Origin of the sequence: Marinovum sp. (assembly GCF_048263515.1) — a bacterium.
Taxonomy (GTDB): domain Bacteria; phylum Pseudomonadota; class Alphaproteobacteria; order Rhodobacterales; family Rhodobacteraceae; genus Marinovum.
The window spans coordinates 89,577-106,783 of the sequence record NZ_JBLXEC010000015.1 but is presented as its reverse complement, the minus strand read 5'-3'; the positions used below and the strand labels follow the sequence as shown (position 1 = coordinate 106,783).

Here is a 17,207-nt window from a genome sequence, read left to right as displayed (position 1 = left end):
GCTGATCGCCCCGATCGCGATGGAAGAAAGCCTGCGCTTCGCCATCCGCGAAGGCGGCCGCACCGTCGGTTCGGGCGTCGTGTCGAAGATCATCGAGTGATCGACAGATCGCTTGGTGATCCCGAGACGCGCCACATCAGCGTGTCGAAGATCATCGAGTAAGCTGGCGGCGTCCCGGACCTGATCCGGGACCTCGCAGCCGAGATGGAAAGGGCCGGTATTTACCGGCCCTTTTTCTTTGTGTGATACGTTTTGGCAGGGCCGTGCCTCAACGAGGCCGCGCTTCGACGGGCCGCGGTGCGGCGATCCGACCCTGGTTCGACAGCGCTTTATCCCTCCCATATCCGAAGATGATCCGAACGATACGCCCGGGTCAGCCAAATCGCCGTGCCGGTGGGCGGCCCGGCGATGCGCGGCGGCCTTTGGCCGCTGTTAACGCGCATGGGGCGTCAGAGTGGCGTAGGGCAAGTTTGACCCAACGTCCCGGGCTCGCCCCCGGGACCTCGCGGCCAACCCAACCGTACACCCGGGTCGCTTCTACAGAGGCCCCGGCTCGGGGGCGGGGGCGGCGTGGTGAGTTACGTCCCCCACGTCCCGGGCCTGACCCGGGACCTCCCGGCCAACCCAGCACCGCAATGGCGCTTCGGGCGCAGAGGCCGGAGGGGCATGGCGCATCCTCTCACCCCGCCCGACAGAGCGCCTTGATCCCCCGGGCAATCTCCGGCGTCGCCGCCAGAGTATCGCCGGCCAGCTCCCGCACTGCCGCCATCAGCTCCTCGCGCGGCACCAGCCGCTCGACCAGGCCGAAGCGCAGCGCCTCTTCGGCGCTGAGCTTTGCTCCGCCCATCAGCACCAGCTTGGCGCGCGCCGGACCCACCAAAGCCGCGAGGCGGCCGGGATCGGAGGGCTGCGGCAGGTAGCCGAGCTTCATCACCGGGTAGAAAAACTTCGCCTCCGGCACCGCGATCCGCATGTCGCAGGCCACCGCCATGCCGAAGGCGCCCCCCGCCAGGGTGCCGTTCAGCGCCGCGATCGTCAGCCCCGGCAGCGCCGCGATGGCGCCCGACAGACGCTCCCAGACGTCCGAGGTGGCAAGGCCGGCCTTGGCCGCCTCGAGGTCGGCCCCGGCCGAGAACACCGTGCCGGCGCCGGTCAGCACCAGCACCTGCGCCTCTTGCGCCTCGCCGGCGATCTCGACCAGCCGCTCGAGCATCTCGGGCGTCAGCGAATTGGCCTTGTCCGGGCGGTTGATCGTCACCACCCAGAGCCCGCCGTCGCGCGAGAGATCGATCATGCGATCAGCCCCAGCTGCCGCCGCCAGCTCTCGTCGCGCAGGGACAGCTCCTCGCCCAGATGCGCGTCGCCCTCGGGTCCGCACATCCAGAGCAGCGCCTGCGCCACCCATTCCGGCGGGATGTGATCGGACCAGTCGAGCTGGCTGACCGGGTTGATGCCGCTCGACTTGATCTCGCGCTGCATCTGGGTCGCCACCGTGCCCGGCGAAAGGCCCATGGCGCGGATGCCCTGATCGCGGCCCTCCTTGTCGGCGCAGCGGGTCAGCATCGCGGCGCCTGCCTTGGAGGCGCAATAGTGGCTCCAGGCCTCGACCGGGCCGTGCGCCGCACCGGACGAGATGGTGACAATCGTGCCGCCACCCTGAGAGATCATCACCGGCATCGCCGCGCGCATGCCGTGGTAGACGCCCTTGAGGTTGATGTCGATCGCGTGGCCCCAGCCTTCGGGATCGGAGCCGGCCAGCAGCGAGATCGGCTCGATCACGCCGGCATTGCCGATCAGCACATCGAGTCGGCCGAATGTCTCGACCGAGACCTGCACCGCTTTCTCGACCTCCCAGTAGCGGCTGACGTCGCAGGGCACCGCCAGCGCCCGGTCGCCGATCTCTCCGGCGAGGTCGGCCACGCTTTCCTCGCTGCGGGCGACAAGCACGACATTTGCCCCCTCGCGCGCGAATTCACGCGCTGCGGCGGCGCCGATGCCGCGGCTGGCGCCTGTGATCATTATACATTTTCCGCTGAAACTCTCCGCCATGCTTTCCTCCGCCTGTGGCCGGCCTGCGGATCTTTGGTAGCGGCTCGATGGGCATTAATCCAGCAATAGGCTATGCTCTGCCCATGCCGGCCTGCCTCTTGACCTCATCCTGCGGCCAAGGGAAGCTGACGCGGAAAATTCATGGAAAGGCGCATTTGACATGACCTGTTTTACCAAGCTTGCCGGCTCGACAGCGCTGGCCACCCTGCTGCTGGCGCAGAGCGCCGCGGCCGAGATCACCCCAGCCCAGGTCTGGGAGGATCTGCGCGGCTACATGCAGGGCTATGGCTACGAGGTCACCGCCACGGCCACCGCCGATGGCGATGTGCTCACCCTGACCGACCTGACCTCGACCATCCCGATCCCCGAGGATGACGTGACCATCGTCATGCGCATGCCCGAGCTGGTGCTGAGCGCCACCGACGATGGCGCGGTCGATGTGTCCTGGCCGGCCGAGATGCCGGTGACCTTCGACTTCACCGAGGGCGAAGAGCAGATGTCGGCGACGCTGCTCTACGAGACCGCCGATCTGAAGGCGACGGTGTCCGGCGATCCCGGCGCCACCGCCTGGGCCTATTCCGCCAGCTCGGCGCGGATATCGCTGGCCGATCTGGTGGTCGAGGGGGTTTCGCTGCCGCGCGACGTGATCCGCGGCGAGATCCTGCTCGACGGGTTGGTCGGCACTTCGCAGATGACCACCGGCGCAATGCGCGACATGGCGCAGGAGATGAAGATCGGCAGCCTGTCCTATGACTTTGCCGGCCGCGATCCGGAGAACACCGAAAATACCGTGCTCTTCCAGGGCAACATGACCGATATCGCCTACAGCGGCACCGGCACCCTGCCGGTGGATCTCGACAGCGAGGATCCGATGGCGGTGATGGCCGTCATGGATGTTGACGGCAGCTTCTCCTATTCCGCCGGATCGGCGCAGTTCAACGGCGTCGAGGACGGCGAGGCGGCGAGCTTTGCCTCGAGCTCCGAGGGCGGCAGCGTCGCCATGACGTTTTCGCCGGAGGCCTGGGATTTCGATTTCGAGGTCAAGGGCTATGACGTTCAGGTTCAGGGCGGCGACCTGCCCTTCCCGGTGTCGCTCAGCGCTGGCGAACTTTCCGGCAATTTCGCCATGCCGGTGGCCCGCGGCGACACGCCGCAGGACGTTGCCGCAGGCCTGGTGCTGGCGGATTTCCAGATGAACGACCTGATCTGGAACATCTTCGATCCCGCAGGCCAGCTGCCGCGCGATCCGGCGACCATCGCGGTCGATCTGACCGGCAAGGTGCGGATGCTCTACGACCTGTTCGACCCCGAGCAGGCCGAGGCGCTGGCCATGTCCGAGATGCCGGCCGAGCTGCACGAGCTGACGCTGAACGAGCTGGTGGTCGATGCGATCGGCGCGGCGCTGACCGCGACGGGGGCGTTCACCTTCGACAATTCCGATCTGGAGAGCTTTGACGGCATGCCCCGCCCCGAGGGCGAGTTGAACGCCGAACTGGTGGGCGCCAACGCGCTGATCGACAAGCTGGTGGGCATGGGCCTGCTGCCCGAAGCCCAGGCGATGGGCGCGCGGATGATGATGGGCATGTTCGCGGTGAACCAGGGGGATGACACGCTGACCTCGAAGATCGAGATCAACTCGCAGGGTCATATCCTGGCGAACGGCCAACGCATCCAGTAACCGGGTGCCACGCCCTCGCAGGCAACTGCGGGGGCGTGCCTGTGATGGTGGGCACCGAGCCGCGCATCGCTGGGCCGCGGTGCGGCGAACCTCACCCAGTTCAGCAGCGCTTTATCTCAGCCAGATCCGCAAACGACCCAATCGACGCGCCACCGTCAGACAAATCGCCGTGCCGAGGGGCGGCCCGGCGATGCGCGGCGGCCTCTGGCCGCTGTTAACGCGCTTGGTGCTTTGCTCCAGGGTTTGCGCTCTGACTGGCTAAAGCCGTCTGCCAACTTGACCCGAGCCGCGCATCGCTAGGTCGCGGTGCGGCGATCCTTGGGTGAGTCGGCAGCGCTTTATCTCAACCAAATCCGCAAAAGACCCAATTGACGCGCCTACGTCAGCCAAATCGCCGTGCCGATGAGGCGGCCCGTCATGCCGAAGGCATGCCTCCGGCATGACGCGCGGCGGCCTCTGGCCGCTGTCAACGCGCGGTCGCACACCTCACGCCTCAGGCACCACCCCCGCCAGGTACCCCGTCACCGCGCGCTCGATCCGCTCGACCAGCGGAGCGAACCCAGCCTCGCCGGCCCGCACCGCGGCATGGGCCATGCCCTCGGCCATGGCCAGCACGTCACGGGCCACCGTTTCGGGATCGTCGACGTAGTATTCCGCCAGGACCCCCACCACCTGCGCCTGCACGCGCGTCCTCAGCCGGGCAATGCCGGGGTCGGCGGGCAGTTCCGCCTCGGCCCGCTCCAATGCCTCGGCCAGCGCCGCCATCTCGAAGAGCTGGCGCAGCCGCGCCCGGACCATGGCGCAGACCACCACCTCCAGCGCTTCGCCCTCGACAGCCTCGGCCGCCGCCTCCATCCCCGCCAGCAGGTCGGCCCGGCTCTGTGTCAGCAGGGCGCCGATGATCGCCTGCTTGTTGGGGTAATACTGGTAGAGCGCGCCGATCGACACGCCTGCCGCCCGCGCCACGTGGTTGGTGGTCAGCCCGCGCAGGCCATTGGCCGCGAGGATGCCGCCGGCGGCGGTCAGGATGGCGTCACGGGTGTGGCGGCTGCGCGCCTGCCGCGGCGCCTTGCGCGGCTCTAGGGGGGCTGTTGCCATGAAGGCCTCCGGGTTTCGTCCAATTGCCACCACTGCGGGGCGAAAATCAACGGACGGAAGGCCGCAGTCTTGCCATTTCGCCCCCGTCAGCCATGGTGGCCCCGACGCGTCAGCAACCGAGGCCGCGATGACCCAGCAGCATATCTACACCTCCGCCATCACCTGGACCGGCAATCGCGGCACCGGCACCAGCGCCTACCGGGCCTATGATCGCAGCTGGGACATCGCGGTGCCCGGCAAGCCGGTGATCCATTGCTCGAACGACCCGCTGCTCGGCGGTGACCCTGCGAAAATGAACCCCGAGGACCTGCTGCTCTCGGCGCTCTCGGCCTGTCACATGCTGTGGTTCCTGCATCTCGCCAGCGACGCCGGGATCACCGTCACCGCCTATTCCGACGCGCCAGAGGCCCAGGGCGAGATCGAACCGAGCGGCGCGGCGCGCTTTGTCTCGGCCACGCTGCGGCCGCAGATCACCCTGGCCGAAGGCTGCGATCCCGCCCGCGCCGATGCGATCCACGGCGAGATCCACAAGGTCTGCTTCATCGCCCGATCGGTCAACTTCCCGGTGCATCACGCGGCCAGCTATACCACCGCATGAGCCGGCGGATCTTGCACCTCGGCCCGGCGCGCTCTACCTGTGACCCCCAAGGAGAGCCCAGATGCCGCAACCATTGTCAGACCTGACCCAAGCCCTGCTAGACGCCGCCCGCAAAGCCGGCGCCGAGGCCGCCGACGCGATTGCCCTGCGCGGCACCTCGGTCACCGTCGACGTGCGCGGCGGCGCGCTGGAACAGGCCGAACGCTCGGAGGCCACGGACATCGGCCTGCGGGTGCTGCTGGGCCGGCGGCAGGCCAATGTCTCGGCCTCGGACACCCGGCCCGAGACCCTGGCCGCGATGGCCGAACGCGCGGTCGCCATGGCCCGCGAAGCCCCCGAAGACCCGCACGTGGGCCTGGCCGATCCGGCGCAGCTGGCGAGCGACACCGACGCTGCCGCCCTCGAGCTGGCCGATCCCGCGGCAGAGCCCGACCCGGCCTACCTGCAAGCCCGGGCTTGCGAGGCCGAAGCGGCCGCCAAGGCGGTCGACGAGGTCAGCCAGGTGCAATCCGCCTCGGCCAGCTATTCCGCCCGCGACATCCATATCGCCGCCAGCAACGGCTTTGATGCCGGCTATCGCCGCACCGGTTCGTCGATCTCCTGTGTCGCCATCGCCGGCGAGGGGCTGGGGATGGAGCGCGACTATGACGGCGACAGCCGCACCTTCGCCGCCGACCTGCGCAGCGCCGAGGACATCGGCCGCACCGCCGGCGAACGCGCCGTCGAACGGCTGAGCCCGCGTAAGCCGCCGACCGGCACCTACCCGGTGCTTTACGACGAGCGTATCTCTGCCTCGCTGATCGGTCACCTGCTCTCGGCCATTTCCGGCGGGGCGATTGCCCGCGGCTCGTCCTTCCTGCGCGATGCGCTGGGGGAGCAGGTGCTGCCAGAGGGGCTGAGCGTGATCGAGGATCCGCATCGTCCGCGCATCTCCGGCTCGCGGCCCTTCGATGCCGAGGGCCTTCCGACGCAGCGACGCGCGATTGTCGACCACGGTGTGCTCACCGGCTGGACGCTCGATCTGGCCACCGCGCGCAAGCTGGGGCTGGAGAGCACCGGTAACGCCGTGCGCGGCACCTCGGCGCCGCCGCATCCGTCGAACTGGAACATCGACCTGACCCAGGGCAGCCGCAGCCGCGCCGACCTGATTTCCGACATGGGCACCGGCCTGCTGGTCACCTCGATGATCGGCTCGACGATCAACCCCAACACCGGCGATTACTCGCGCGGGGCCTCTGGCCTCTGGGTCGAGAACGGCGAGATCACCCATGCGGTCAACGAGGTCACCATCGCCGGCAACCTGCGCGACATGCTGCGCCGGATCGTGCCGGCCAATGACGCGCGGCCGCATCTGTCGCGGGTGGTGCCGTCTCTGCTGATCGAAGGCATGACCCTTGCCGGGACCTGACGCGGGCGAGAGCGATCTGGACCTGCTGCTGCGCGCCGCACAGGTGGCGGGCGAGGTGGCGCTGGGCTTTACCGGCCCCACCGCCAAGGCCTGGGACAAGCCCGGCCAGGGCCCGGTGACCGAGGCCGATTACGCCGTCAACGACGCCCTCCACGACATCCTGCGCGGGGCGCGGCCCGGCTATGGCTGGCTGAGCGAGGAGAGCCCCGACGACAAGGCGCGGCTGGACTGCGAGCATGTCTTCATCATCGATCCGATCGACGGCACCCGCAGCTTCATCGAAGGTTCCGGCACCTGGGCGCTGTCGATTGCCATCGCCCATCGGGGCCAGGTGAGCGCGGGCGTCATCCACCTGCCCGCCCGCGAGCGCACCTTTGCCGCCGCCCGGGGCCAGGGCGCGACGCTCAATGGCGTGCCGATTGCCACCGGCGACCGGGCCGAGCTGACCGGCGCCAGCATGATGGCACCCAAGCCGACCTTTCAACCCATGCACTGGCGCGGCGCGCCGCCAGAGGTGACGCGGGTGTTCCGCCCCTCGCTGGCCTATCGCATGGCGCTGATCGCGCAGGGCCGTTTCGATGCCATGCTGACGGTGCGGCCCTCCTGGCACTGGGACATCGCCGCCGGCTCGCTGATCGCCACCGAGGCCGGGGCGCTCTCGACCGCCGCCGACGGCTCCGATCTGGTGTTCAACACCGACGTCCCGAAAAGCCCCGGCGTGCTGACCGCCAACCCGGCGCTGCACCGCGCGATTCGCAGCCAGCTCGCGTAGGCTGGGCAATCCTGCCCACCGCCCCGGCCGCCACACCTCACAACTTCGACGAAATGATCCCGGTGGAAAACCCGCCCATCCGCAGCTCGCCAAAGAGCCGCTGGTATTCGATCTTGGGACAGCGGCTCATCACCACGTCGACGCCTGCCGCCTGAAGCCGTGCTGCAGCCTCGGCGTGTTCTACGCCGATCTGCATCCAGAAGGTCTTAAGGTTGGGCAGATGCGCCAGCGCCGCCTCGGCGATCTCGGGCACTGCCTCCGACCGGCGGAAGACATCGACCATGTCGACCTCTTTCGGCACCTCTGACAAGTCAGCGCGCACCACTTCACCAAAGAGCTGCTTGCCGGCGTGGCCGGGATTGACCGGGATCACGGTAAAGCCCTTGAGCTTGAGATAGCGGGCGACGAAATAGCTCGGGCGCACGGTGTTGGGTGACACGCCCACCACCGCGATCATCTTGGCGCGGGTCAGGACCGCGCGCAGGAAGCTGTCGGAATAGTCCATGTCCCGGATCTAGCACCCGTCCGCGCAAGAAAAAAGCGCCCAGGCAAGGCCCGGGCGCATAGTGCGGAACGAGGGACAGTGAATTCATGCAAGGGTTCCGGCCTCGCATGTCATGAAAGACAAATAGGCAACAATCGCGTCGAGAAAAGGGCATGTCACCACTTCGTGAATTGCGGGTGTTGGGGGGCCTAGCTGTTGCGGCGCATCACCACGGCCGGCAGGCCCTTGGTGGCGTCATACAGCCGGCTCATCGCGCTCACGTGGTCCTGACGCTCCTGCAGGGTGGCATGGAGCCGCTCAGACGGGTCGCGCATCCGTTTGCGCGGGGTGCGGATCACGAACATCTTGCTCCAGCCCGACCAGGTGCCGACCGACGGGGCGGCGGCATCGACCGGGTAGCGCGCGCGCCAGCCCTCCGGCAGCGGCAGGCCGCAGGCCTCGGCCTTTTCCAGCATCCAGACCAGCGGCAGGTTTGCCAGCGGCCGTGCGGGCTCGAAACTGCCGATCTGGCCGCCGACGTCGCCATGAGTGCCGGGGAACCACATCTGCTCGACCCGGCCGGTCCAGCCTTCGGGCACATCCCAGAGCAGCGGCGCATAGGCGGCACGACGTTCGTCATAGGCCAGCGCGTGATAGCCGTGGCGGATGCTTTCGCCCAGGTGATGGTTGTGGAAGGCATGCGGATCGGGGCTCAGCCGCCAGAGCAGCGGCAGACGCAGGCCCAGCGCCTTGACCGTGTCGAAGACGCCGACCATCTCGATCGGCGCAGCCTCGTGGCAGAAGGCCTTGCGAAAGGCCAGCGCCGCATCGCTGTCGGGCGCGGTCTGATAGTGGCGATAGGCGGTGGCGACATTGCGCTCCAGCGCATTGCGCGCGGTGACAAGCCCCACCCGGTCGATCATCCCGGCCAGCGACCGCACGGCAAAGGCGCCGCGGGAATAGCCCAGCAGGAAGATGCGGTCGCCGGGGCGATAGCGCGAGGCGAGGTAGCCATAGGCCCTGCGGATCTGCCGGTTGATGCCCTTGCCGGTCATCACCGCATAGGCGGCGCGCCAGTCGGGGAACTGCACCCCGGGCTCGTAATAGATCGACAGATCGCCGGGCGATTCGCAGAGCAGCTTGTAGAGGCGGCCGATGTTGGTTTCCGACCCTTCCCGCAGGCTCGACATGGTGCCATCGAGAAGGATCACGTGAATACGCTGCCCCCTGCGGGGGCCGGTGCGGGTCTCTTTGAACCGGAGCTTGCGCGCCAGCCAGCCAGTGACCTGTTTATGCAGCCGTTTTAGACGCATTCCTCAACATACTCCATACGCGCATCGGCGTGAAAGGCATATCTGCCTGCCTGACGCCCCGGTCCCACAAGGCATCCTGAACCGCGTTGCCCATGGCGGCCATGGCGCCGACGGTACCGGCCTCGCCACAGCCCTTCATGCCCATCGGATTGGCGGTCGAGGGCACCGGTTCGGTTTCGAACCGGAACATGGGAAGGATATCGGCACGCGGCATGCCGTAATCCATGAAAGTTGCCGTGAGCAGCTGGCCGTCCTCGTCATGCACCACGTGCTCGGTCAGCGCCTGGCCGATGCCCTGGGCGACGCCGCCGTGCACCTGGCCCTCGGCCAGCAGCGGATTGATCAGGTTGCCGAAGTCGTCGACCACGGTATAGCGCTCGACGGTGACTTCGCCGGTTTCGGGGTCGACCTCGACCTCGGCGACATGGGCGCCATTCGGGTAGGAGCGTCCGGGGAGCTTGTCGCGGGCTTCATGAGACAACAGGTCATCGCGGCCGGCCTCGCGCGCAATCTGCGCGGCCTCCAGCAACGTCGGGGTCAGGTTCGACCCGTCGGCTCGGAATGTTTCATTATCGAAACGCACTGCTTTCTCCTCGACACCCATCATATCCGCCAAAAACGGCGTGAATGCGGCCACGGCCCGGGCCACCACGGTCAGCGTCACGTTGGCCTGAACGGTCACCGAGCGCGACCCGCCGGTGCCACCGCCCCTGGCAATCAGGTCGCTGTCGCCCTGCACCACCCGGATCCTGTCCATCGGGATGCCGGTCTGGTCGGCGAGGAAGTGGGCATATACGGTTTCATGCCCCTGCCCGTTCGACTGGGTGCCGACGTACAGCGAGACGCCGCCGTCTGCATCGAACGTCACCTTGGCGCCTTCCGAAGGATCGCCCAGAATACTTTCGATATAGTAACAGAGCCCGATGCCACGCAATTTTCCCCGGGCAGAGGCCTCCTGCCTGCGCGCGGCAAAGCCGGCACGGTCTGAACTGGCCTCGGCATGTGAGAGGACCCGGTCGAAATCGCCCACGTCGTAAAGCTCGCCGGTGACGGTCTGATAGGGGAACTTCGCGGCAGGGATAAAGTTCCGTCGCCGCAGCTCCCATCCGTCGGTGCCAAGCTCACGCGCGGCGCGGTCCATCAGCCGTTCGAGCACGTAGATCGCCTCGGGCCGGCCGGCCCCGCGATAGGCGTCGACCTGAACGGTATTGGTGTAGAACCCCTTGACCGACATATAGGCCGCCTGAACGTCATAGGTGCCCATCAGAACCTTGGAAAACAACTCGGTCTGAATCGGCTGGCCAAAACCCGAATTGTAGGCGCCGAGGTTGTTGCGGGTGGTCAGCCGGTAACCGAGGATGCGGTGATCGGCATCGAATGCCATCTCGGCCAGCGTCGTCAGGTCGCGTCCGGCGTTGTCGCTCAGCATGCTCTCGGTGCGCTCGGCCATCCAGCGCACCGGGCGGTCCAATGCGCGGGCGGCGTACGCGCAGACCACGTATTCCGGGTAATCCGGCGCCTTCATGCCAAAGCCGCCGCCGACATCGGGGTTGGTGATCCGCACGCTTGCCGCGTCCAGCCCGAGCGCCCGGGCGATGGTCTGCTTGAAGCCCCAGACCCCCTGGCCGTTGATCGCCACGTGCAGCCGCTCGCCCTCGGGCTCGGCAAAGCAGCCGCGCGGCTCAAGCGAATTGACGATGATCCGGTTGTCCTCGACCTGCAGGGACACCACATGCGCCGCCTTGGCAAAGGCTGCATCGGTCGCCTCGGCATCGCCCTTGCCATAGTGATAGGCGAGGTTGCCGGGCGCCTCGGGGTGGATCGTGTGCGGGCCTTCCTCGAGCGCGAGGCTGACCGGCAGGTCATCATACTCGAACTCGATCAGCTCGGCGGCATCGCGGGCCTGTTGCAGGGTCTCGGCAAAGACCATCGCCACCGGCTCGCCGACAAACCGCACCCGGTCGCGCGCCAGCACCGGCCGTTCCGGCGAGGCGCCCTTGCTGCCGTCGATATTGGTCACCACCGTGCCGTGCAGCGTCGCCTTGACGCCCGCCGCCTCGAGATCGGCGAGGGTGACCACGAGATGCACGCCGGGGGCCTGGCGCGCCTCTTCGACATCGAGCGTGGTGATCTCGGCATGGGCAACGGGCGAGCGAAAGACAACGCCGTGCAGGGCGTTTTCCGGGGCGATGTCATCCACGTAGCGGCCTTCGCCGGTCAGGAAACGTAGATCTTCCACCCGTGTCACGGGCTGGCTCTTGCCGAATTTTTCCATGGGGTCTCTCCGTCGACGGTTGCCCCCGACACTAGGGGTTTGGCGGCAACTGTCCAGAGACCCCCGACACGCGGAGGACCGCGCCAGAAAATGCCCGATTTACGAACGATGCCCGCCCGAATCGGGGATTAGCCATGAAGCATAAACAATAAACAACCCAACGAGAGTAGAGCTCATGTCCACCACCGAGATTGACCAGGTCACCATCGCCCAGATCCTCCTCCTGCTTGAGGAAGAACGCGAAAAGGCGCTGAGCGCGCGTGAATGGCAGCACCGCATCGCCGGCTACGGCTATGCCATCAAGCACACCGATCACGGCGACATGATCACCACGCTGCCGCACGGCCAGGAGCTTTGCGCCCTGCCCGCGCAGCTGTCTGCCTGATCAGGTCCGGTCCGCATCCTCTGCGGGATCGGTTTTCTGCCGGCCGGGGATTTCGTCGCGCTTGGGCGCCGGCGCCCAGTTGTGAATGACCTCGAGCGCCTCTTCGGCGGTCTCGACAAACCGAAAGAGATCCAGGTCCTGCGCGGCGATCGTGCCGGCATCGGCCAGCGCCTCCCAGTTGACGATGCGCTCCCAGAAGGCGCGTCCGAACAGCAGGAACGGCACCCGGTCCATCCGCCCGGTCTGGATCAGCGTCAGCGCCTCGAACAACTCGTCCATGGTGCCGAAGCCGCCGGGAAAGACACAGATCGCCTTGGCCCGCATCAGGAAGTGCATCTTGCGGATGGCAAAATAGTGAAAGTTGAAGCAGAGCTCGGGCGTGACGTACTGGTTCGGCGCCTGTTCATGCGGCAGCACGATGTTGAGCCCGATGGACTTGCCGCCGGCCTCTTCCGCGCCGCGGTTGCCGGCCTCCATCACGCCGGGGCCCCCACCGGTGACGACGATGTTCTCGCGCCCGCCGGTTTTCATCGATTCCTCGGTCATCAGCCGGGCAAAGCGCCGCGCCTCGTCGTAGAAGCGCGACAGCTCGGCCAGGGTCTCGGTCCGGGCGGTGTGCTTCTCGGACGGTTTCGGAATGCGCGCACCGCCAAAGAGCACGATGGTGCTCTCCACCCCCGCCTCTGTCATCATCATTTCCGGCTTCAGCAGCTCCAGCTGCAACCGCACCGGCCGCAGCTCGTCCCGGCAGAGGAAATCCTCGTCGGCAAAGGCCAGGCGATAGGCCGGCGCCAGGGTCTGCGGCGTATCCGGTGTGCGGTCCGCCTCCCTGCGGTCTTCCTGGGCGTCGCGAAACCGGCTGCGGCGGTGATCGTTCATGGGGCCATCCTGCTCTTTTCGGCGTGTCCCGCATCCAAGAACGTTCGCGCGGCGAACTCAACCCCGATTGCGCAAAGCGGTATTTTCCTGTCTAAGGCGCCGCAACGCGACTGCATGACGGACCAGACGGAGGAACATCCATGTCCAACGCCCAGCTTGAGACAGCCATCGAAGCGGCATGGGACGCCCGCGACACCATCACGCCCGAGACCGGCGGCGAGACCCGCGAGGCGATCGAAGCGACGCTGAACGCGCTCGACAGCGGCGCGCTGCGGGTGGCGGAAAAGCGCGACAGCGGCGAGTGGCATGTCAACCAATGGGCCAAGAAGGCGGTGCTGTTGTCCTTCCGTCTCAATGACATGGAGCAGATCCCCGGCGGCAACGGCAACTCCGGCTGGTGGGACAAGGTGCCCTCGAAGTTCGAGGGCTGGGACGACGCCAAGTGGCGCGCCGCAGGCTTCCGCGCCGTGCCCGGCTCGATCGTGCGCCGCTCAGCCTATATCGCCCCCGGCGTGGTGCTGATGCCGTCCTTCGTCAACCTCGGCGCCTATGTCGACGAAGGCTCGATGGTAGACGGCTGGGCCACCGTGGGTTCCTGCGCGCAGATCGGCAAGAACGTGCACCTGTCGGGCGGCGTCGGCATCGGCGGCGTACTGGAGCCGATGCAGGCCGGCCCGACGATCATCGAGGACAACTGCTTCATAGGCGCCCGCTCCGAGGTGGTCGAAGGCTGCATCGTGCGCGAAGGCTCGGTGCTGGGCATGGGGGTCTTCATCGGACAGTCCACCAAGATCGTCGACCGCGAGACCGGTGAAGTGATGTACGGCGAAGTGCCGCCCTATTCGGTGGTGGTAGCCGGCTCGATGCCGTCGAAGAACGGCATCAACCTCTATTGCGCGGTGATCGTGAAGCGGGTCGACGAGCGGACCCGCTCCAAGACCGGCATCAACGAGCTGCTGCGAGACTGATTTCCTGGGCTTCGGTGGGGTCACCCGCCGGAGCCTTTTGCTGCGCCCGGGGCAAGTCGCCGCGCATTGTCGGGCCGCGGTGCGGCGATGCGCCCTCAGTTCGGCAGCACTTTATCCACGCCACATCCGAAGAAGATCAGATCGACGCGGCGGCGTCAGCCAAATCGCCGTGTCGGGGGGCGGCCCGGCGATGCGCGGCGGCCTGCGGCCGCTGTTAACGCGCTTGGTGACGTGCACGGGCGATGGCGATGGCGCTGAGCCGCGTGTCGTCGGGCCGCGGTGCGGCGATCCAACCCTCGTTCGGCAGCGCTTTATTCAGGCCATATCCGAAGAAGATCGGATCGGCGCGCTCACGTCAGCCATATCGCCGTGCCGGGGGGCGGCCCGGCGATGCGCGGCGGCTTGCAGCCGCTATTAACGCGCTGGGTGAGCTGAACGGGGGTTGGCGTTGAAGCAAGCCTTGCCTCATGCGCGGCAGCCTTTGGCCGCTGTTAACGCGCATGGCGCTAAACTCCCGAAGTCCCTATCACCCCCCGAACCACTTCCGCACCAGCGCATTGTACTGACCGTCCTCCTGCAGCTGCAGCAGCGCCTGATTCAGCCTTTCACGCAACGGGCTGCCGGTCGGCAAGGCAATGCCGTAGTCCTCGCGCCGGAACACCGTGTCGACCAGATAGGCCTCGCCGTCACGATGCTGCGACAGGTAGTAGCGCAGAAGCGGCGCGTCGAAGACCACGACGCTGACCTCCTCGGCCTCGAAGGCGGCGATCATCTCGGCGAACCCCGGATAAGCACTATGCGCCACCGCCCGCGCATCGAGGAAATCCGACGCCGTCGAGCCGGCCACCGACCCCACTGCCCGGCTGTCGAGATCGTTGAGGCTGGTCACGCTCGAGGTCAGCTCGTTGACGGTGATCGCCGCGGTGATCTTGGCGACGAAGATCGACACCACGAAGAGGCTGGAAAACACCATCACCGTCGCCAGAAGCCGGCCGGGGATCGAGCGCGGCTGGCGCTCTTCGAAGCCGCCGTTCACCACCAGGTTCAGCGCCCACCAGAACGACGGAAAGAAGGCCTCTCGCGCGGGTTTCTCGAAATAGGGCTGATGGCGGCGCTCGAAGAGCCACATGAAGAAGCCGGCGGCACAGAGCATGGCAATCGCCACGCCCAGGTAGATCGCGATGTCGCGGGTGAAGACCTGCTGCCAGAGCGGTGTCCGGTCCGAGCCCGAGACCATCAGCTGCAAGCCACTTTCAAACACCGGCAGGGTGAAGTCCATCTGCGCCTCGCGCGCCGCGGTGATCGAGATGTTGGCGATGGCGCCATCCGCTGCGCCCTGGGCCACCTGCTCGAGCATCTCGCTGAACGACCCGGCGGTCTCGAACCGCACCTCGCGGCCGATGTGATCGGCCATCATCCGCATCAGGTCGATGCTGAAGCCGGTCTGCGCCTCGGTGCCCATGGCAAACGGCGGCCGCTCGACGGTGACGAATTTCAGCGCCTCGTCCTGGGCCTGCGCCGGACCGCCGCCGACCCAGAGGGTCAGAAGGAACAGGGCAGAGACGAGATGGGCAATGATGGGCCGGCGGGCCATGGTGGTCTTCCTCGGGTTGCTTCTGACGGGTGTATCGGCAGCGCCGCCATCAGTGCAACAGCGCCGCGCGCCCCACGCGCAGATTGCGCTGCCGGGTTGACCCATTCGCCGCAAATCCCGCCGGCGCCCCCGGCAACCGGCTTGACAAGCGCGCGCGCCCGACGCATCCGCAGCGCATGACCAAGAAAGCCCGCAACCAGCAAGTCTACACCCTCGTCGTCCAGGTCGGGCGCAAGTCCGGCGACGGCCTGCCCAAGGGCGCCACCGGCGCCGGGCTGGTCTGTTATGCCTCCGGCGTCGACGAAGCCGAAGCGGTGCGCGAAACCGTGGCGCTGCTGAAACAGGCCGATCTGGCACCGCTCGATGTCACCGGCCACGGCTCGCTCGAGGAGCGCCGCGCAGCGGGCGAGGAGATCGACGAGGCAGAGGCCGAACTGATGCAGCGCGCCCTCGACGAGAATTCGGTGGTGGTGGCGCAGATGGAGCCGTTCTACGACCCGCTCGAGGCCAGCGACGACTGAGCCGCTCAGGCCACCTCGGCCAGCGCCCGCGCTTCGAACCGTTTCAGCACCGGCGGCGCCAGATGCGCCTGTTCCGGCAGCAGCACCGGGTTGACCTCGGCCAGCAGCGAGGCCGCCAGCCTGTCCTCGTCACGACGCAAGCGCCCGACATAAAGGCTCTCGGTCCAGGCGCCGCTGGCGGCAATCACCGCATGTGACGGCAAGAGCACCTGGGCGTAGCTCACCAGCGGCAGGTTGGGCTCGGGCAGCGCCGACTGGCCGTTCACCAGATACCCCGCCGGCACCAGCACGCCTTCGCAGCCGAAGGTATAGTCGACCGCCGCGCCGGTGACGAAGATCTTCTGATGCGGTGCCACCACGATGTCACGGTCCAGCCCGAAATACGGCGCGCGCAGGCGGATCGGGGCAAAACTGCCCAGCCCCGGCAGGATGCGCTGTGCCACGTGCAGCACTGGCTCTGGCGCGCCGTCACGGGTCATCACCAGATCGCCGGTCCTGAGCCGCGACACCTCTCGCGCGCCGAAGGGCGTGGACACGAAGGTCCGCGCCGCCAGCCCCGGCAAGGGGCCCACCGGCTCGACACTGTTGGAGATCGCCAGAAAGCCCAGGTCCGCCTCTTCCGGCGCGCAGATCTGCATCGCGTCAAAGGCGGTCAGGCTGTCGAGCGCCATCGGCGCCGGCAGGTCCATGGCGCCGGTGACAAAGCCCTGACCGTCGGCGCGTTCCACACCGAAGCGCGCCAGCCCGGCCTCGCAATCCCAGGCGAGGCTCAGCCGCAGCACATGGCCGCCTTCCGGCAAGGGCAGCCGCAGGGTGCGGTGCACCATCGAGCGGCCCTGCGCCACGACCAGCGCGAAGGAGCCCTGCGGCAGGGCGAGGATCGAGAGATGACCGGCGGCATGGGCCTGCAGCGGAATGCGCAGGATCGGCTGGGCGCTGGCAACCGCGCTCAGCGTGCATTCCAGCAACACCGTGCCGCGCCGCATCGCCCCGCGCGGCGGCACCTTGTCGAACGGTGGAAAGACCTGGCGCGATCCGACATGCGCAAGGGCGGCAATCCAGCTCATCGGGCGCACCGCAAGAAAGACGCGACGGATCGCGAGACCTGACAAACCATGTAACTGCTCCAGCCCTACTGCGCGGTGTTCCCCCGTGGCGTCTTCTGCCGGTTTGCACGCCGGAAGG

General features: G+C 67.3%; 17 protein-coding genes. 8 read left to right on the top strand and 9 right to left on the bottom strand.

What is annotated here, in order from left to right; genetic code table 11:
* The coding region (locus ACN0SE_RS14465; protein WP_207382986.1) for a hypothetical protein at nucleotides 1-100 on the top strand (100 nt) is incomplete at its 5' end.
* Between the two features lie 579 nt (nucleotides 101-679).
* Here ACN0SE_RS14465 and ACN0SE_RS14460 read toward each other — a convergent pair.
* Both ACN0SE_RS14460 and ACN0SE_RS14455 read right to left on the bottom strand, forming a co-directional pair.
* Complete coding sequence (locus tag ACN0SE_RS14460) at nucleotides 680-1,294, bottom strand: enoyl-CoA hydratase/isomerase family protein (RefSeq protein ID WP_417525239.1); 615 nt, start codon at nucleotides 1,292-1,294, stop codon at nucleotides 680-682.
* Complete coding sequence (locus tag ACN0SE_RS14455; RefSeq protein ID WP_417525238.1) at nucleotides 1,291-2,019, bottom strand: SDR family oxidoreductase; 729 nt, start codon at nucleotides 2,017-2,019, stop codon at nucleotides 1,291-1,293. Before ACN0SE_RS14455 ends, ACN0SE_RS14460 begins: the two co-directional genes overlap by 4 nt.
* Nucleotides 2,020-2,209: 190 nt before the next feature.
* Between ACN0SE_RS14455 and ACN0SE_RS14450 the strand changes: the two genes are divergently transcribed.
* Nucleotides 2,210-3,727 (top strand): DUF2125 domain-containing protein, encoded by a 1,518-nt coding sequence (locus tag ACN0SE_RS14450; protein WP_417525237.1) that lies wholly within the window; start codon nucleotides 2,210-2,212, stop codon nucleotides 3,725-3,727.
* A gap of 486 nt (nucleotides 3,728-4,213) precedes the next feature.
* Here ACN0SE_RS14450 and ACN0SE_RS14445 read toward each other — a convergent pair whose 3' ends face one another.
* A complete protein-coding gene (locus ACN0SE_RS14445; RefSeq protein ID WP_417525236.1) occupies nucleotides 4,214-4,825 on the bottom strand; it encodes a TetR/AcrR family transcriptional regulator in 612 nt (203 codons plus the stop codon).
* 127 nt (nucleotides 4,826-4,952) lie between these two features.
* Here ACN0SE_RS14445 and ACN0SE_RS14440 point away from each other — a divergent pair, with 127 nt between their 5' ends.
* The 3 genes from ACN0SE_RS14440 to ACN0SE_RS14430 all read left to right on the top strand — a co-directional run bounded on the left by ACN0SE_RS14440 (nucleotide 4,953) and on the right by ACN0SE_RS14430 (nucleotide 7,603).
* Complete coding sequence (locus ACN0SE_RS14440) at nucleotides 4,953-5,423, top strand: OsmC family protein (protein ID WP_417525235.1); 471 nt, start codon at nucleotides 4,953-4,955, stop codon at nucleotides 5,421-5,423.
* Between the two features lie 61 nt (nucleotides 5,424-5,484).
* The gene (locus ACN0SE_RS14435) at nucleotides 5,485-6,831 is read left to right on the top strand and encodes a TldD/PmbA family protein (protein ID WP_417525234.1); all 1,347 of its coding nucleotides are present in this window, start codon (nucleotides 5,485-5,487) and stop codon (nucleotides 6,829-6,831) included.
* Nucleotides 6,818-7,603, top strand: a complete 786-nt coding sequence (locus ACN0SE_RS14430) for an inositol monophosphatase family protein (RefSeq protein ID WP_417525233.1) — start codon at nucleotides 6,818-6,820, stop codon at nucleotides 7,601-7,603. Before ACN0SE_RS14435 ends, ACN0SE_RS14430 begins: the two co-directional genes overlap by 14 nt.
* A 37-nt stretch (nucleotides 7,604-7,640) precedes the next feature.
* Here the strand turns inward: ACN0SE_RS14430 and ACN0SE_RS14425 are convergent, their stop codons facing one another.
* The 3 genes from ACN0SE_RS14425 to ACN0SE_RS14415 form a co-directional block, all read right to left on the bottom strand.
* Nucleotides 7,641-8,108 carry a CoA-binding protein gene (locus ACN0SE_RS14425; RefSeq protein ID WP_417525232.1) on the bottom strand — a complete coding sequence of 156 codons (468 nt, stop codon included), beginning with the start codon at nucleotides 8,106-8,108 and terminating at the stop codon, nucleotides 7,641-7,643.
* Nucleotides 8,109-8,296: 188 nt separating this feature from the next.
* Nucleotides 8,297-9,400, bottom strand: coding sequence for a DUF2235 domain-containing protein (locus ACN0SE_RS14420; RefSeq protein ID WP_417525231.1), 1,104 nt, complete (start codon nucleotides 9,398-9,400; stop codon nucleotides 8,297-8,299).
* The gene (locus ACN0SE_RS14415; RefSeq protein ID WP_417525230.1) at nucleotides 9,378-11,675 is read right to left on the bottom strand and encodes a xanthine dehydrogenase family protein molybdopterin-binding subunit; all 2,298 of its coding nucleotides are present in this window, start codon (nucleotides 11,673-11,675) and stop codon (nucleotides 9,378-9,380) included. Before ACN0SE_RS14415 ends, ACN0SE_RS14420 begins: the two co-directional genes overlap by 23 nt.
* Nucleotides 11,676-11,850: 175 nt before the next feature.
* Here ACN0SE_RS14415 and ACN0SE_RS14410 point away from each other — a divergent pair, with 175 nt between their 5' ends.
* Complete coding sequence (locus tag ACN0SE_RS14410) at nucleotides 11,851-12,060, top strand: hypothetical protein (protein WP_417525229.1); 210 nt, start codon at nucleotides 11,851-11,853, stop codon at nucleotides 12,058-12,060.
* Here ACN0SE_RS14410 and ACN0SE_RS14405 read toward each other — a convergent pair whose 3' ends face one another.
* Nucleotides 12,061-12,939: a TIGR00730 family Rossman fold protein gene (locus ACN0SE_RS14405; protein WP_417525228.1), complete on the bottom strand. Its 879-nt coding sequence runs from the start codon at nucleotides 12,937-12,939 to the stop codon at nucleotides 12,061-12,063.
* 140 nt (nucleotides 12,940-13,079) lie between these two features.
* On the opposite strand from ACN0SE_RS14405, the gene dapD reads away from it, so the two are divergent.
* On the top strand, nucleotides 13,080-13,907 hold the full coding sequence (dapD, locus tag ACN0SE_RS14400; protein ID WP_417525227.1) for a 2,3,4,5-tetrahydropyridine-2,6-dicarboxylate N-succinyltransferase: 828 nt from the start codon (nucleotides 13,080-13,082) through the stop codon (nucleotides 13,905-13,907).
* A 526-nt stretch (nucleotides 13,908-14,433) separates the two neighbouring features.
* Here dapD and ACN0SE_RS14395 read toward each other — a convergent pair.
* Nucleotides 14,434-15,501: a transporter substrate-binding domain-containing protein gene (locus tag ACN0SE_RS14395; RefSeq protein ID WP_417525226.1), complete on the bottom strand. Its 1,068-nt coding sequence runs from the start codon at nucleotides 15,499-15,501 to the stop codon at nucleotides 14,434-14,436.
* A 176-nt stretch (nucleotides 15,502-15,677) separates the two neighbouring features.
* On the opposite strand from ACN0SE_RS14395, the gene ACN0SE_RS14390 reads away from it, so the two are divergent.
* Complete coding sequence (locus ACN0SE_RS14390) at nucleotides 15,678-16,022, top strand: hypothetical protein (protein ID WP_417525225.1); 345 nt, start codon at nucleotides 15,678-15,680, stop codon at nucleotides 16,020-16,022.
* Between the two features lie 5 nt (nucleotides 16,023-16,027).
* On the opposite strand, the gene ACN0SE_RS14385 is transcribed toward ACN0SE_RS14390, so the two are convergent.
* Complete coding sequence (locus ACN0SE_RS14385) at nucleotides 16,028-17,089, bottom strand: Hint domain-containing protein (RefSeq protein WP_417525224.1); 1,062 nt, start codon at nucleotides 17,087-17,089, stop codon at nucleotides 16,028-16,030.
* Nucleotides 17,090-17,207: the final 118 nt, after the last annotated feature.

What these genes read in the sequence shown, in the direction of transcription:
- ACN0SE_RS14460 (WP_417525239.1), bottom strand. Translation starts at nt 1,294, where the DNA reads ATGATCGATCTCTCGCGCGACGGCGGGCTCTGGGTGGTGACGATCAAC.
- ACN0SE_RS14455 (WP_417525238.1), bottom strand. Translation starts at nt 2,019, where the DNA reads ATGATCACAGGCGCCAGCCGCGGCATCGGCGCCGCCGCAGCGCGTGAA.
- ACN0SE_RS14450 (WP_417525237.1), top strand. Translation starts at nt 2,210, where the DNA reads ATGACCTGTTTTACCAAGCTTGCCGGCTCGACAGCGCTGGCCACCCTG.
- ACN0SE_RS14445 (WP_417525236.1), bottom strand. Translation starts at nt 4,825, where the DNA reads ATGGCAACAGCCCCCCTAGAGCCGCGCAAGGCGCCGCGGCAGGCGCGC.
- ACN0SE_RS14440 (WP_417525235.1), top strand. Translation starts at nt 4,953, where the DNA reads ATGACCCAGCAGCATATCTACACCTCCGCCATCACCTGGACCGGCAAT.
- ACN0SE_RS14435 (WP_417525234.1), top strand. Translation starts at nt 5,485, where the DNA reads ATGCCGCAACCATTGTCAGACCTGACCCAAGCCCTGCTAGACGCCGCC.
- ACN0SE_RS14425 (WP_417525232.1), bottom strand. Translation starts at nt 8,108, where the DNA reads ATGGACTATTCCGACAGCTTCCTGCGCGCGGTCCTGACCCGCGCCAAG.
- ACN0SE_RS14420 (WP_417525231.1), bottom strand. Translation starts at nt 9,400, where the DNA reads ATGCGTCTAAAACGGCTGCATAAACAGGTCACTGGCTGGCTGGCGCGC.
- ACN0SE_RS14415 (WP_417525230.1), bottom strand. Translation starts at nt 11,675, where the DNA reads ATGGAAAAATTCGGCAAGAGCCAGCCCGTGACACGGGTGGAAGATCTA.
- ACN0SE_RS14410 (WP_417525229.1), top strand. Translation starts at nt 11,851, where the DNA reads ATGTCCACCACCGAGATTGACCAGGTCACCATCGCCCAGATCCTCCTC.
- ACN0SE_RS14405 (WP_417525228.1), bottom strand. Translation starts at nt 12,939, where the DNA reads ATGAACGATCACCGCCGCAGCCGGTTTCGCGACGCCCAGGAAGACCGC.
- dapD (WP_417525227.1), top strand. Translation starts at nt 13,080, where the DNA reads ATGTCCAACGCCCAGCTTGAGACAGCCATCGAAGCGGCATGGGACGCC.
- ACN0SE_RS14395 (WP_417525226.1), bottom strand. Translation starts at nt 15,501, where the DNA reads ATGGCCCGCCGGCCCATCATTGCCCATCTCGTCTCTGCCCTGTTCCTT.
- ACN0SE_RS14390 (WP_417525225.1), top strand. Translation starts at nt 15,678, where the DNA reads ATGACCAAGAAAGCCCGCAACCAGCAAGTCTACACCCTCGTCGTCCAG.
- ACN0SE_RS14385 (WP_417525224.1), bottom strand. Translation starts at nt 17,089, where the DNA reads ATGAGCTGGATTGCCGCCCTTGCGCATGTCGGATCGCGCCAGGTCTTT.